General features: G+C 65.8%; 20 protein-coding genes. 10 read left to right on the top strand and 10 right to left on the bottom strand.

Features of this window, described 5'->3' with window-relative positions; all coding sequences use genetic code 11:
- Positions 1-187 precede the first annotated feature (187 nt).
- From ABEA53_RS15390 to ABEA53_RS15360, 7 genes are all read right to left on the bottom strand, one after another.
- Positions 188-709 carry a hypothetical protein gene (locus ABEA53_RS15390; protein WP_345482203.1) on the bottom strand — a complete coding sequence of 174 codons (522 nt, stop codon included), beginning with the start codon at positions 707-709 and terminating at the stop codon, positions 188-190.
- 23 nt (positions 710-732) lie between these two features.
- A complete protein-coding gene (locus ABEA53_RS15385) occupies positions 733-1,065 on the bottom strand; it encodes a PadR family transcriptional regulator (protein WP_345482202.1) in 333 nt (110 codons plus the stop codon).
- 228 nt (positions 1,066-1,293) lie between these two features.
- The gene (locus ABEA53_RS15380) at positions 1,294-2,214 is read right to left on the bottom strand and encodes a DUF4238 domain-containing protein (RefSeq protein WP_345482201.1); all 921 of its coding nucleotides are present in this window, start codon (positions 2,212-2,214) and stop codon (positions 1,294-1,296) included.
- A gap of 29 nt (positions 2,215-2,243) precedes the next feature.
- Positions 2,244-2,834 carry a recombinase family protein gene (locus ABEA53_RS15375; protein ID WP_345482199.1) on the bottom strand — a complete coding sequence of 197 codons (591 nt, stop codon included), beginning with the start codon at positions 2,832-2,834 and terminating at the stop codon, positions 2,244-2,246.
- A 19-nt stretch (positions 2,835-2,853) separates the two neighbouring features.
- On the bottom strand, positions 2,854-3,147 hold the full coding sequence (locus tag ABEA53_RS15370; protein ID WP_345482197.1) for a DUF2185 domain-containing protein: 294 nt from the start codon (positions 3,145-3,147) through the stop codon (positions 2,854-2,856).
- A gap of 398 nt (positions 3,148-3,545) precedes the next feature.
- Positions 3,546-3,770, bottom strand: a complete 225-nt coding sequence (locus tag ABEA53_RS15365; RefSeq protein WP_345482196.1) for a hypothetical protein — start codon at positions 3,768-3,770, stop codon at positions 3,546-3,548.
- Between the two features lie 108 nt (positions 3,771-3,878).
- Positions 3,879-4,160 (bottom strand): DUF4190 domain-containing protein, encoded by a 282-nt coding sequence (locus ABEA53_RS15360; protein ID WP_345482194.1) that lies wholly within the window; start codon positions 4,158-4,160, stop codon positions 3,879-3,881.
- Between the two features lie 128 nt (positions 4,161-4,288).
- On the opposite strand from ABEA53_RS15360, the gene ABEA53_RS15355 reads away from it, so the two are divergent.
- From ABEA53_RS15355 to ABEA53_RS15330, 6 genes are all read left to right on the top strand, one after another.
- A complete protein-coding gene (locus ABEA53_RS15355) occupies positions 4,289-4,729 on the top strand; it encodes a hypothetical protein (protein WP_345482193.1) in 441 nt (146 codons plus the stop codon).
- 503 nt (positions 4,730-5,232) lie between these two features.
- Positions 5,233-5,550, top strand: a complete 318-nt coding sequence (locus ABEA53_RS15350) for a hypothetical protein (RefSeq protein ID WP_345482192.1) — start codon at positions 5,233-5,235, stop codon at positions 5,548-5,550.
- A 419-nt stretch (positions 5,551-5,969) separates the two neighbouring features.
- Positions 5,970-6,494, top strand: coding sequence for a GNAT family N-acetyltransferase (locus ABEA53_RS15345; protein WP_345482191.1), 525 nt, complete (start codon positions 5,970-5,972; stop codon positions 6,492-6,494).
- Between the two features lie 101 nt (positions 6,495-6,595).
- Entirely contained in the window at positions 6,596-7,111 is a 516-nt protein-coding gene (locus tag ABEA53_RS15340) for a DUF5063 domain-containing protein (RefSeq protein WP_345482190.1), read from the top strand.
- A gap of 156 nt (positions 7,112-7,267) precedes the next feature.
- A complete protein-coding gene (locus ABEA53_RS15335) occupies positions 7,268-7,792 on the top strand; it encodes an RNA polymerase sigma factor (protein ID WP_345482189.1) in 525 nt (174 codons plus the stop codon).
- A complete protein-coding gene (locus ABEA53_RS15330; protein WP_345482188.1) occupies positions 7,789-8,739 on the top strand; it encodes a hypothetical protein in 951 nt (316 codons plus the stop codon). Before ABEA53_RS15335 ends, ABEA53_RS15330 begins: the two co-directional genes overlap by 4 nt.
- 194 nt (positions 8,740-8,933) lie before the next feature.
- Here ABEA53_RS15330 and ABEA53_RS15325 read toward each other — a convergent pair whose 3' ends face one another.
- A complete protein-coding gene (locus ABEA53_RS15325; protein ID WP_345482187.1) occupies positions 8,934-9,137 on the bottom strand; it encodes a hypothetical protein in 204 nt (67 codons plus the stop codon).
- Between the two features lie 129 nt (positions 9,138-9,266).
- Here ABEA53_RS15325 and ABEA53_RS15320 point away from each other — a divergent pair, with 129 nt between their 5' ends.
- Positions 9,267-9,800, top strand: a complete 534-nt coding sequence (locus ABEA53_RS15320) for a GrpB family protein (RefSeq protein WP_345482186.1) — start codon at positions 9,267-9,269, stop codon at positions 9,798-9,800.
- A gap of 138 nt (positions 9,801-9,938) precedes the next feature.
- Here ABEA53_RS15320 and ABEA53_RS15315 read toward each other — a convergent pair whose 3' ends face one another.
- Positions 9,939-10,523: a TetR/AcrR family transcriptional regulator gene (locus ABEA53_RS15315; RefSeq protein WP_345482185.1), complete on the bottom strand. Its 585-nt coding sequence runs from the start codon at positions 10,521-10,523 to the stop codon at positions 9,939-9,941.
- Between the two features lie 104 nt (positions 10,524-10,627).
- Here ABEA53_RS15315 and ABEA53_RS15310 point away from each other — a divergent pair, with 104 nt between their 5' ends.
- Entirely contained in the window at positions 10,628-11,392 is a 765-nt protein-coding gene (locus ABEA53_RS15310; protein ID WP_345482184.1) for an SDR family NAD(P)-dependent oxidoreductase, read from the top strand.
- Between the two features lie 32 nt (positions 11,393-11,424).
- Positions 11,425-11,772 (top strand): hypothetical protein, encoded by a 348-nt coding sequence (locus ABEA53_RS15305; protein WP_345482183.1) that lies wholly within the window; start codon positions 11,425-11,427, stop codon positions 11,770-11,772.
- Between the two features lie 316 nt (positions 11,773-12,088).
- Here the strand turns inward: ABEA53_RS15305 and ABEA53_RS15300 are convergent, their stop codons facing one another.
- A complete protein-coding gene (locus ABEA53_RS15300) occupies positions 12,089-12,685 on the bottom strand; it encodes a hypothetical protein (protein WP_345482182.1) in 597 nt (198 codons plus the stop codon).
- Between the two features lie 242 nt (positions 12,686-12,927).
- Between ABEA53_RS15300 and ABEA53_RS15295 the strand changes: the two genes are divergently transcribed.
- Positions 12,928-13,554 (top strand): hypothetical protein, encoded by a 627-nt coding sequence (locus tag ABEA53_RS15295; RefSeq protein ID WP_345482181.1) that lies wholly within the window; start codon positions 12,928-12,930, stop codon positions 13,552-13,554.
- Positions 13,555-13,777 lie beyond the last annotated feature (223 nt).

The following is a 13,777-nucleotide window of genomic DNA, read 5'->3' as shown; positions in this document are numbered from 1 at the left end:
TGTCGACTGTCGAGAATCCGTGTCGGAACTGTCGGCAGCGCTACAAGGCGGCCGACGAGTTCCCGGACGGGCTCGGATCAACACACCATCAGTCACAGAGAGGCAGCTCCGCGGACACGGCAGGTCGATGGCTTAGTGCCGGACCTCTTGACACTCGCTGACCGGTGCCTGCGGAAGCCAGCGGGTGTCACGCGACGTGTGCACGTCCACCTTCCCGGAAGCGCGCGAGCAGGAAGACGGCAGCACCGATCGACCCGAGGGCGAAGCCGCCAAGTAGACCCAGGTGCGCCGGGAACGGTGTGAACAAGTAAGCCAGCCCCAGCGAAAGCACGGTCAGCACGATCGGGGCGAGAGTCGCAGTCAGCTTGTCGACGAGGGTCCAGCCCGTGGAGAACCAGAGCAGCCCAAGGCCTACAATCCACCCCGCCACGGGGACGATAAATGCCCCGACGGTGAGGAGGAGCACGGTGAGGATCGCTCCCGAGCGTCGTTGCAGGAATGGCAGCTGGATCGGGTTCGTACTGGTTCGTGCATCGGCGGCGATCGCGGCAGGGTCACCGAGCTCGTGCAGCACGTCGCGGACCCGGGCAGGATCAGATGCTTCGGGTCCGAGCGCATCGATTATGTGCTGTCGGACACCGTCGACGACGAGTTCCTGATCAGGAGCACCCTCGAGAAGAGTGTGCAGCGTCTTCAGGTAAGAGCGCACCGCGGGGTCTTGGGCAGTCACAGTCATGAGGTCCTCTCGAAGATGGTGTCGACGGCGCGGGAGAACGGCCGCCAGATGTCGATGAAGCGGTCCACTGCGCTGAGCCCGGCGGGAGTGAGTCGGTAGTAGCGGCGCGGTGGACCCGACGGCGACTCCTGCCACCGGGTAGACACCATGTCCGCGCTCCGAAGTCGAGCCAGCAACGGGTAGAGCGAACCTTCACTCGCCAGCAGGCCTGCCTCGACGAGGCGATGTGCGAGATCGACGCCGTAGACCTCGTCGTCGCGGAGCACCGCCAGCACACAGTGCTCAAGCACTCCTTTGCGGAGGTTCGTCAGCACCGGATCCGCTTGCATGCGTCGCACGTTACCGTGTTACGCAAGGAACCGGAAGAGGAACACGCGACGGTTTCGGTTCGGAGAGGACTGACCTTTGCCCCCCCCCTTCGTGGGCGTGGGCATCAGTCCGTAGACGACAGTCCACGAGACACCGTCTGCCTCCGGACTCCTGAACTGCGCGTCATGTTCCGCGATCCGCGTCCGATACCTACGTGTTGCGAGGCGCCGCGCAACGGATGAGAAGGATCAAGCCGGTGCTGCCGCTTCCTGGCTGGCCGGCTCCGGTAGACGGTCCGGGACGAGAGCCGCGTCGGCCGGATGATGGAAGACAGCGCGGCGGGCGTTGATCACCGCCGCCGAGTTGAACGATCTCGCGTGGGCCGCGGAGGCCGGGAGCCGTAGATCCGCCACCCCAGCCGAAACCTCCTCAACGGTGACTGTGCGCGATATCGGCATCGGGTCGGCCATCACCAGGCCCTGGCTCCGCGAGATCGGGAACAGAATCGCCGCGGCGGTCATGAGCCCCACCCCTTCTTCATCCTGCGCGTCGCGGCGCGGAACGAGGGTGACCGGTGCGTCAGAGGTGATCAGGTGCTTGCGCTCGAAGCTGACTAGCGCCCACGGCCGGCCGAGGAAGTACTTCAGCAACTTCGGAAGGAGATCCACCAGCTCGTTCGCGTGCTGGTCGGGTCGCACCGCGATCGGTGGACCGCCCGGACGGACGGTGAGCTGCCACAACTCCTCGACCTCGTCGTCGGACAGGTCCGCCTGAAGTCGTTCTGCGACCGTCTTCACGAATCGATCCCGGCCAGCGATCTGGAACTGCAGGCGAATCATCTGCCTGCGGATGTCGGTCATCTGCTGCCGGTGCTCAGGACCGCGTAAGAACTGGACCGCGATGAACACGCCGAGGACTGCGCGATCCTGCGCGCTCAGGGGCCACGTGCCGTTGGCGAGGGTGCGGAAGACGGCAGAGGCTTCGGACTCGAAGTCCGACAGCATCGCTTCGAAGTTGCCAGCGCGCGGGTGTAGCGCCGACCCCAGAAGGTAGAAGTCGTTGATCGTTGCGGCGGTCCGGGTCGACTGGGTGAAGCGCTTGTCGCCCGGCAGCATGGCGACGCCGAGGTGTCCCTGTTCCGCGAAGCCCTCGAGGTAGAACCGCGGCACGATGTGGTGCCGGCGTGGGAGGGAGCCCGTCACAGCGGAGCACGGCGAGGCGTCGATGTGATGACCGTTCGGTCGCGGATTGCGCGCTTCACGCTCGAGGCCCCGACGCCGAGCAGCAGCGCGATGTCGTCAAACGACTTCCCCTCGCCACGCATCCGCCTCGCCAACTCAACGCGGTCTGGCGTCATCACCGTGGGCCGGCCGCCCAGTCGGCCGCGCGCCTTCGCGGCGGCGAGGCCGGCGCGGGTCTTCTCGCTGATCTGGCGCCGCTGCATCTGCGCGAACGCCGCGACGATGTGGAAGAACAGCTCACCTCCGTGATCGGTGGTGTCAAACGGCTCCGTCAGCGACTTGAACTGAATCCCCTGCTCCCGCAACTCCCCCACGATCTCGATCAGGTCTCCCACCGAGCGACCCAACCGATCAGTCGAGTACACCGCGAGCACGTCGCCCGGGTTCAGGTACGCCAGGCATGCCTGCAGCTGCGGCCGCGCGGTCGTCGAGCCGGACAGCTTGTCGGTGAACACCCGCACCGCGCCGGCCTTCTTCAGCGCATCGAGCTGCGAGTCGAGGTTCTGATCAATCGTCGACACCCGCGCGTACCCGATCACGTTCCCCATCGGCACACCTCTGCCATCGTCACGCCGGCCCCTCGTCTTCAGACCACGGCAGGGGCTCTTCCACGAAGGTGTTGCCCTTCCGCCCCCACGCCGTTCCCCGAGCCCGATCCAAGAAGGGGATCACTGCCGGGTCATGATTCGCGATCGTGTTGACCGAGAAGATGTGTGAGTTGTCCGGGTCGTCGATGTACGCCTGGTCCTCGTCGCCGGCCATGAACTGCCAGCCCGAGTTCCCCTTACGGTCTCCCGGCTCGACCGGCATCCGCACCATGTAACCCACCGCCGCACCCTCAGCGCTGATCCGGTTCGTCACAAAGCACGCCACGTCCGGCGCCAGCGGCCGCATCGTCGCCGGGTCAGGCAGTCCAAGCACGTACCAAGGACGCACCGATCGCGGGCCCCGACCGAACATCACTCACCTCCACCCGACTCGCCCAAAAACCTACAAGACACAGTTCCGGCCGGTTTGATTTCGGCCACGAGTTCTGACCCTCCCACTCCCCCGAAGTTCCGCGGACCGCTCATCGAGCTCGTGGGGCAGGCCGGAAACGATCGTTCACGGCCGAGTGGGCTACGTCTCACTGCTGACTTCGTTGCAGCGTGCTGAGACGGCACTTCTGAGACAGACAGTGAGACAAGTCCGTAACGACGGGCCTCGGGCGGCGTCCCAAAACCCTGCCCGCGAGACAGGAGACAAGTACTCCGTCCGCCTCAGCTGCGGATGCGGCGCAGGCTCCAGGCCCTCACAAGAGCACCGACGAGAACGACCCAACCGCCGAAAATGACGCCGAAGCCAACAGCCGGCGCGTGCAGCGAGAACAGCTCGAGGACGAGCCCGGCGGCAACCAGCACCGAGGCCAGAACCATTCCTCCGCGAACCCGCGCATCCTCAAGCACCAGCGAACTATGGCAGTTCCCATCGTTCTCGGCGACCACCGACGGCGCCTGTGTCAAAACCCTGCTCGCGAGACGCCTCGTTCCCCTGCCCCTGAGACGGGGCTAGCGAGCTACGCCCGCGCATTCGTGGGGGCCGAACAGGTGGTCCTAGTAGAGCTTGAGCACGAAGGCTCCGATGAGGAACAGTCCCACGAGCAGGACCGCCCCGACGGTGCCGATCCAGCCGAGGATGACTGCGGCAAGAGCGAGGCCCCGACCGCTCTCCTGCGTCTGCTTGATCTGATTCAGGGCCACGTAGCCGAGCACAAGACCGACCACGCTTGCGAAGAAGACAGCGATGAGGGCGGCAATCGCCATTCCGTTGAACCGCGGCTGTGCGCTCTGCACCGCGGAGTACGAGGACGAGCTCACGCGCGTGGTTCCGGTCACGGGTTGAGTGTCCGCGCGATGCCACCGCTAGCGCCAGACAGCACGGCGTGTCGAACGAACACGACCGTCTCTCCCCTGCTTCTGATGCATCCCTTCCGTCAAGTCGGGACCGTCGCTATGGTCCGAGCGTGAATGCGGAAGCGCCCGTCGTCGTCCTGCAGCACGCGCCGCCCCGCCCGCGTCTACTCGAGCGTCGCGGCGGCGCGGCGCTCGTCGTGCTCCTACTGACGCTCGGCGCCCTCGTCGCCCCGGTAATTGGATGGCTCGTCGGCGCGGTGCTCCTGTGGAGCTCACACGGCTGGCGGACGATCGACAAGGTCCTCGGCTCGGCAGTCGGTCTGGTCGCGCTTGGCATCCCCTTGCTCCTCCGCTTCCTTGTCCCCTGGACCCCGAGCACGGACTGCAGCGGCAGCGGATTCTGCGCACCATCTCTTGACCCCGCCTGGTACCAGAACGTCTCAACCATCGGTGCCTGGCTGGTCATCACACACCTGGTACTCGGCGCATACCTTCTGCTCCGTTTTCACCTGGGCGGCGTCGTCCGGACCAAGCCGACGACTAGACGCTGAACGCAAGCAGCAGCAGAACCTCCGTCCTCCTAAGGGGCGGGGCGACAGTCTTCGCTGGACTGACCTCGAGCCGTCTCACTCCCCTGCTCGTGAGACGGCCCACTCGTCCTGCCCACGAGACGACTAGTCCTCCCGATGCGAGACACTCGCGCGCTACCTTCTCGACATGACGCAGGAACCGATCTCGCGGAAGTGGACGGACAGCCCCGGCGCTCAGTTCGCCCTAGCAACACTCTTCCTCGCCCTGACGATCGCCTGGCTTCTTTTCTCGACTCAGCGCAGCTGGTCGTACTGGGTCCCTGCCCTCGCATGGCTGCTCCTGGCGTCCACGTGGCTCGTTCGCGGCATCAGACAGATCGCTGCAACCCGCTCACCGCGCCACCTCTGATCCCTCGTCTCGCGCTACCGCGTCTCACGACGCCTACAGCTGAGAGGTCTCCATGGCCTGCCCGAGTAAGTGGTCGCCGTTGCGGCAGCCGAGTGCGAGGAGTCACCATTTCTCCGTGATGACGGTCGGCGAGTTCATGGACGCGGTGCAGCCCGCACTTCAAGAGATCCTCAGTCCAGAGGAACTCGCGGAAACCACCACGCGAGTGACGTGGTCAGCCGTTGCGCCGACCGGGCTCGGGCGTCGACGACCAATGAGCGACGACGAGCCACTTCTGCCCGACGCGTTGCTCGAGGTCAGGACGCTCGGGGAGCACAAAGGCATCTGGGTCGACGGAGCAGAGACCGCCGCCGAGGCTTACGAGCGAGTGCGCTCTGACCTTCAGGACTTTGTCGCAGAGAGCAAGTTTGGGTGGGGCCAGCTCCGCCCCTAGACGCAGACTGACGACTGTCTCACTCCCCTGCCCGTGAGACTCAATGGCAGTCACGCGATGAGCGAGACCGCTCGGAAGTGGTAGCCGTCTTGCTCCGTGCTTTCCCACTCGATGTCGACAGTGCTGCCCACTGCCAAGCTGTGGAAGCCGGGTCCCTGGATGGCGCTGAAGTGAACCCAGCATCCGCCCGGTAGACCTGGAGCTTCAACGACTCCCCACCCCTCGTCATCGCTCCAGGAGGTGACAGTCGCGGTCGCGTGTCCAGTCGCGTAAGCCATGCCGAGATTCTCGTCCTCCGCTGGAGCCCAACCGTCGACCCGCAACCGTCTCAGAACGCTGCTCGCGAGACAGCTCACTCCCCTGCTTGCGACACCGCGCATGCTGCCGAGCACTCGGAGAGCAGCCATGGGCAGACTTCGATGGTGGACGTGTCCGGTCGCCTGCTGAACGAGCACGACGTCGAAGCACTGCAGGAACTCCTGGAGTCGCAGCCCGAGTACGCCGAGCAGTTGACCGGGTACCCGCCAGGTCCCAGCGACGCACTGAGCGCAGTACTCAGCGTGCCGCCGGATCTCGATCCGGCACGCAAGCGCGCGCTCGGACTGTGGAGGGGCAGCGCGCTCGTGGCCTTCGCGGACGTGCTCGTGGGCTACCCCGATCCCAGCACCGCCTACGTGGGCCTCCTCATCGTGCACCGCCGGCACACACGGCAGGGGCTCGGCCGCCGACTGCACCACGCGCTGGATTCCCTGCTGGTAGGAGAGCCCGGCCTCAAGCGGCTGCGGGTCGGCGTGATCTCGACGACGGCAGGCGCCTCAGAACCGTTCTGGGTCGCCATGGGTTACCAGCCGACGCAGGAGCAGAAGCCGTACCGCTACGCGCATGTGGTCGGCACGGTGACGTTCTGGGAACGGGGAGCCCGGGACCCGTCCGCCGACGGATAGACGCAGCCGAGCGGATCTCACTCCCCTGGATCTGGGACGTTCTCGATGTGCTGCCCGTCGGGGTCACAGTGCTGACGGTCGGCCGACGCCATAGTGGCGGCATGGACATGCGTGAGGCAGCCGAGGCCTACTGCCAGGTGATCGAAGCCGCCCGCGGCTCAAATCGGCCTCAGTTCGCCAGCGATGTGGCCCGCACCCTGGCTAGGGCCGTCGCGGCTGCGTACGACCTTGTATCCGCTGGAATCGATGAAGAGGGCCTCGGCGAGGCAGCGCCCGAGCCGATCCCGCATGAGCGGTGGCTCACCTGCTTCGCCGACATTGCCAGTGTTCTCACCGCCTGGGACGACTACTGGACAACACTCGACGCGTACCGCGTGGACGACGCAACGGGCCTGCCCGACGTGAGGGCTCTCCCGCCCGCCGACTTCGTAGTCAACCTGTCGCTTGCGGACGCTCTCGCGGACATCTGGCGGGACCTCAGACAAGGTCTCAACGCCATGCGCGAGGGCGTCCCAGCGGACAACGTCGCGTGGGAATGGCGCTTCAGCTTCCAGACCCACTGGGGCGCGCACGCCGTTGAAGCACTACGGGCCATCCACGCCCAGGTAACCAGCTAGCGCTCCGAGGCCGGCAGAAGCCCGTCTCAACTGCCTGCCCGTGAGACAGGGTGCGCCTGTGTCGCCGTTTGCCCCGAATCGGGGGTGTGCGCCAGGTGTAAGGATTCGCTCGCTTTGGAAACGTGCGTGGTGAACCCCTTCTGACCGGAGTCGCCGATGCCTGAACCCCGCGCTGCAGCGTTCGAGCGTGTCTTCCGCGCCGACCATGCTGCGCTCGTCGCGTTCTGTTTCCGCCGGGTCGACGACTACGAGCTCGCCTGCGACCTGACCGCGGAAACGTTCCGCATCGTGTGGTCGAGGTGGGATGAGCCTCGCCGCTCCGATCGGGCCTGGTTGTTCGGCGTGGCCCGCAACTTGATTGGTAACGAATACCGCCGCCGCGCCGGCCAGCCGGCGCCGTTCCGGCTGGACGAGGACGTGGAAGCACTCGACGCACGCGCGGAATCGCGCTTTGACGCCATCGAGATCCAAGCCGCTCTCGACACCCTCCCGGAAGCGCAGCAGGAGCTGCTGCGCTTGACCTACTGGGACGGTCTCAGCGCCGCTGAAGCGGCCGAGTCGCTCGGCATCACTCCCGCCGCTGTCTGGGTTCGACTGACCCGGGCCCGACGAGCCTTCGCCCACGCGTGGCACGACCAGAACCCGCAATCCGTCATCGTTCCGACTAGGACCCACCCATGAACGTCCCCGAAGCACTTCGACGCGCCGACCCCGCTCGCACCCTCGCAGCGCAGCAGATTGACCCTGCCGCTGAGCACCTGCTGCAGCAGATCCTCGGTACCCCTGTCGAGTCCGAGCGGAAGGACACCGCTCCCAGCCGCCACAGCGGTCACCGGAGCAGGGACTGGAAGCCGGTCCTTGCCACCGCTCTCGTCGCCGCAGCGGTCGTGACCACCACGATCCTTGCGATCCGAGCCGTGCCACAGCCCACCGGAACCGGCCCCGCCGGCTCCCTGAACACCGGCACGAGCCTGGAGGACGCCGTGTTCTCGAGACTGGCCACAGTCGCCGACGGCGTCGTGCCGGTGCGCCAGAAATCGGCACTCACCTGGACTGAGAAGAGTCCCAGCGCATCCGGTGGCGCAATCCGCACAAGCGGGCGGAACCTGTTCATTGCCGCCGCCTGCGAGGGAGGCGGCTCGATCGCGATCCGTGTCTCCGACCAGCCAGATCTCACCCTCGACTGCAGCAGCCCTTCCACACTCGGCCCGATCAACCTCACCGCGTTGTTGGACGCTCAGAAGCAAGCCGCCGACCTGCGGATCGTGACCACCTCCGGACACCCGAAGTACGTCGTGAAGTCCATGGCCTTTGCCTCGCCCGCGAGGACACAGACCACGCTCCCAACCCCGGGCCAAGTGCTGGCAACAATCTCGAGTACCGACGGCCGCAAGCAAACCCGCACCATCACACCCAACGGCGTCCCGCTCGAGATCCTCTATCGCTGCACAGGCGACGGACAGATCGCCGTCGTCATCCCCCGCGGCCCTGCCCTGAACAGCATGCGGTGCGACGGACCAATGACCGCAAGCAGCCCGACCGGCGTCCCGGGCTCGGTGCCTGTCACCGTCTCTGCAACAGGATCGGCAAAATGGACCGTCACCGTGCGAGTCCCCAGCTCAAATTAAATCCAGACCGCTTCAACCAGGCGTCAGCGATGCCTGTTCGCGAGACGTGCCACACCTCAGCCGTGATACGACTCACTGCCCTGCTTGCGCGACAGCTCACTGCCCTGCTTGCGCGACAGCTCACTGCCCTGCTTGCGCGACAGCTCACTGCCCTGCCCCTGAGACATCCACCCTGGGCGTTGCGCAGTACCCGGTCAGTCCGTTCGGGAACGCTCGCGCCTGAAGCCGCGAAGAGCAATCGCGAGCGTGACGACGCCTAGGACGAATAGGACGACGCCGATGATCCGCAAGAAGGCATCACCATCCGTCGGAACAGCGAACAGCAGCCAAATGATTACGTTCAGACCGCCAGATACGATCGATATGCCGTACCGGGCTGGATCTCGCTGATCCACCACGCCCGGACGCTAGTACATCCGCGCCCGCTTCTCTCAAACCTCAATCTGCTGCCCATGGGACGTGATTGCTGGCGCCGAAGTGACCTGCCTGTCGTTGCGTAGAGCCGGGGTCGTGACCACGATGACGTCTTGGAAGACGACGGTGTGGAGTGGTTCGACAAGCCCGGCAGCGAGGCAGTCGAAGTATCCGCACCAAGAGCGAAGTGGGTTGCGCTCGGAGCCCGGTGGGTAGCCGCCATCGAGGCGGTAGTGACAGGAGGCGTTCGGGTCGAGCACATCGGCTCGACCTCAGTCCCGCAGCTCCCCGCCAAGCCCGTTATCGACCTTCAGCTGTCCGTCGCCGACCTCGAGGACGAGCAGAGCTACCGACCCGCTCTCGAATCGCTCGGGCTCGTCCTGCGACAGCGCGAGGCCGACCACCGGTTCTTCAGACCGCCGGCAGGCGAACCACGCACCGTGCACGTGCATGTGTGCGCAGCGGGGTCACGTTGGGAAGACGACCACCTCCAGTTCCGCAACGTCCTGCGGCGCCGGCCCGACCTCGCGGACGAGTACGCACGCCTGAAGGCCAGCCTTGCTCGCCAGTTCCGGTACGACCGAGCTAGCTACAACAGCGGGAAGTCGGACTTCATCGCCGAAGCGATCCCGTCCACGGAGGAGTGACTGCCGGATCCTGTCCACGCCGGCGAGACGTCTCAGATGCCTACCCGCGAGACCAGGGTCGCTGGTCGTTCCCACCGTCGCGGACGCCGCCGACCAGGTCGTACCGATGTCTTTAGTTGGCCGCTCATGCTCGTGCCGCTAGCGCAGCACGTCAATCGCGGTGTCCGCCGCGTCGAGTAGAACCCGCTTCGAAAGTCCTGCTTCGGCCAACGCCTCCAGCCCCCGAAGGGTGGTGAGCAGGAACCGTCCCAACCGGACGGGATCGGCTCGCGCGTCGATGTCGCCGGCGCGCTGCGCCGATTCCACACATGCCGTGAGGATGCGTACGAGCTCTTCAAATGTCCGCCGAGATCGCTCCGCGATTTCTGATCGATGCGCCGCGAGTTCAGCCGTGGTCTTGGCGAGGAAGCAGGCACGCTGCACGTCCGACTCTCCCGCTCGCGTCGCCGCCCTCAGCAAATATCGCTGCAGTCGGTCCAGTGCGGATTCGTCGGGTCCGTCGAGGGCCACACGCACGGCACCGACCGCGTCGTCGCAGTAGAGGTCGAAGACGCGACTGAAGACCGCCTCCTTGTCGCCGAAGGCGGCATAGAGGCTGCCCTTACCGAGCCCGCTCGCAGACATGAGGTCGCTCATGCTGGTCGCCGCATAGCCGCGATCCCAGAATCGCTGCTCGATCTCGCGCAGCACCCCGTCCTCGTCGAAAGTCCTCGGCCTCACCATGCAGGCAGCGTACCCCGGTTCCGGACCGTGCGGTCCGGAACCTGTACTGTCGACCGAGCGGTCCAGAACTCTGCCGCTCAGATCCGACACCTCAGGAGGCCTCAATGGGCCAGTTCGACGCCAAGACCATCCTCATCACCGGCGGCAGCACGGGCATCGGCTTCGCTGCCGCACAACGCTTCGTCGAGGAAGGCGGAACCGTCTTCTTGACCGGTCGCAGGCAGGAGGAGCTTGCTGCGGCAGTTGACCGCCTTGGCCCGCGCGCGGTCGGCGTGCGCGGCGACGTCGCAGACCCCGCAGACCTGGACGCGACGCTCGACGCAGTTCGACAGCGGAGCGGCGCACTCGACGTCCTCTTCGCCAACGCCGGCGGAGGCACCGGCCTGTCCACCATCGAGCACTTCACCGTCTCCGAGTTCGACGCCACCTTCGGGCGGAACGTCCGTGGTGTCGCACTGACCGTGCAACGATCACTGCCGTTAATGGGCAAGTCGTCCTCGATCGTCATCACCGGGTCGACGACCGCGGCCACCGGTTCGCCCGGCTTCGGGACGTACTCCGCCAGCAAGGCAGCCATCCGCCAGTACGCGCGGGTCTGGGCCGCCGAGCTCGCGCCCCGTGGGATTCGCGTGAACACCGTCGTCCCGGGTCCCACGGACACACCCGGACTGCGCGGGATCGCAAAGGGCGACCCGGAACGGGAGCAGGCACTGCTCGCACAGATGGCCGCGGACACCGCTCTCGGCAGGGTTGGGCTCCCGGCCGAGGTCGCCGAGGTCGTGCTGTTCCTCGCATCCGAACGAGCCAGCTTCGTCACCGGCTCCGAGTTCCTGGTCGACGGCGGCCAGGTAGAGACCCGCACCGCCTGAACCAAGCGCATCCAAGAGCGAAGGAAGAACGAATGTCGAACATCATCGACGTTGTAGCCAACGTGCCCGTACCCGATCTCGAGTCCGCCATACCGGTCTATCAGCGGCTGACCGGGTCAGCTGAGGTACACCGCTTCACCTTCCGAGAACATGCGGTCGCGCGGGTCGGAGCCTTCCTGCTCATCGAAGGTCCCCTCGAGGGCTGGCTCGGCGAACAACGGGCGACCGTCCTGGTCACATCCGTGCGCGAGATCGTCGACGTGATGTACGAGGAGAGAGGCGAGGTGCTCGAAGGACCACACCCGGTCCCCAACGCCCTGCGGCTCCTGGTGCGCCACCCCGACGGCACCGTCATGGAATACCTCGAGCCACAACGCTGAGATAACTGATCCGCCTGTCCGACAAACAGCGGCACTGAGGAAACCCCACCGCTCCGGGTGCTCGTCGTCGGTGCAATCACCGACGACGAGCCTCCCGAGCTAAGCGATCGACGCCCTTGCGGAGCCGATGCCCACACGGCTTGACCCGGCGCGACTGGCAACCATCCCCTCCCGTCTCACGAGGCTCACGTCCACCTCAAGCGAGACCGACCTCGAGAGCACTAGCGCAGCACTCGATGCCTTGGTAGCCCCCGCGAGCGTCTCACTCCCCTGCTCGCGAGACGTGCCACTCCCCGAACTGCGAGGCAATGACGGTCTAGCTCAGAGCAGGAAGCGCCCAAGGGGTCTTCGACTTCTGCCACGGATGACCGTCCGGCAGGTGGACGTAGTCCAGTTGAAGCCACTCTTGTAGGCGAGAGTCCAGCCGCACGTCGACCTGCGGCGTCTCAAGGTCGAGAAGTTCCCAGGCTCCTTCGTAGTCAGCGAAGGGCCAGAGCCGCGTCAACGCCGAGGTGAGTGTGGTTGTTCGCTTCCCTTCATGCTCTGGGTCGAAACGCCACTGACCGTACGTGATTGCCCGAGCCGCGTTCACGTGGTCCCGAGGCACGATGAAGGTACGAGGGGAGAGCGCTTTCGCAGGGCTCGGCATGAGGACCAACGCAAACCACTCGTGCTTGGAGCGAGCGACGTCTGAACCATGCTTGCCAAGACGGAGGGAGGTATCGAGATCTGCTCCGCGGTCGGAAGCGGTCTTGACCTGCACCTCGATCACGCGCCTCTCGCCGCCGATCGCCTTCACTCCAAGGATGTCAGTCCGCTCCATACCGTCACGCGTGAGCGACACCGCCCAGCCGTGGCGAGCAAGCATCGAGCAGACCCAGTGCTCGCCCGCGAGGCCAGTGAGTTGATTCATGGACACGTCTGCGAGAGTGCCGGACTAAGCGGGTGAGCGATATCCCCGTTGCGGGGCTAGTCGTCCGAGTCGAACCCCTGCTCGAGCACTCACCCGCAACGACTCGCCAAGACGACCGCAATGCGCAACCTCTGCGATCGGGGCCGGTACTGGGCCGCCAGCTCAACAGTCTCAACAGCCTGCTCCTGAGACGGCCTCCTGCGTGTACCGCACTTACTCGCGGTGCACGTAGCCGTTCTGCTTTGATCGCGAACGTGACCCGCTCACGAGAACGACGATCCGCGCTGTCGTGGACAGCAAGCCTCGTCTGCCTCCTGGCGCTGACCGGATGTGCCCCGAACGCGCTCGGTTTCGAGCACGACGACACCATCCGGCAGAGCTTCACCGCCACGAACGGGCGCGCGTGGGGCGGCGTGTTCCTCGACAACATGAGCGGTGATGGGATCACCCTGCAAGACCTCCGCATCCGCGGCCTCACCAACGCCCGCATCAGCTCGATCAAGGTCATCCGGATCAGTCCCGGCAACGCCATCGGCTTCTACCCGACCGACCTCACACCCGGTATGCAGCAGGAGTTCCAGGCAGCCCACCCGCTGCACGGCTTCCGCCTACCCGCGCACAGCCGCGACGCGTATGAAGCCGTCCTCCTCGTCGCGGCCATCGACCGCTCGCGCGACGCCTCGACAACAGACGCCGTCGTGACGTACCGCAGCGGCGGGTCGTCCTGGTCCGAGACGCGGCGCAGCAGCTTCTGCCTCGCGGTCAAACGCCTTCAAGGTTGCGCCGCTTGGACGAACCCAGACAACCCCATCGAATCAACCTCACGCCCTGAACACGGCTACAGCGCCATCTCAGAAGCCTGCTTCTGAGAATCTCGGATAAGTCGCCTCCCGGCTTGGCCGCGCTGGCCCATCGTTGTGGAAGCCTCCTCCGCGGCGTGGCACCACCGGCGGCCCCGTCAGGCACTACTGAGTCCGCCCTCCTCGATGGGCGGATTCCGTCGGCGGAATGACAACGGGATGTGCTCGGCTCGAGCAGGCAGGTCCTCGACGAGTGGCGCCCGAGACGAATGTGCGCCGACGGTCTTCAGAA

The sequence above is a fragment of the Amnibacterium soli genome (assembly GCF_039544415.1).
In the GTDB taxonomy this organism is placed as follows: domain Bacteria; phylum Actinomycetota; class Actinomycetes; order Actinomycetales; family Microbacteriaceae; genus Amnibacterium; species Amnibacterium soli.
This window is presented reverse-complemented; position numbering and strand designations above follow the sequence as displayed.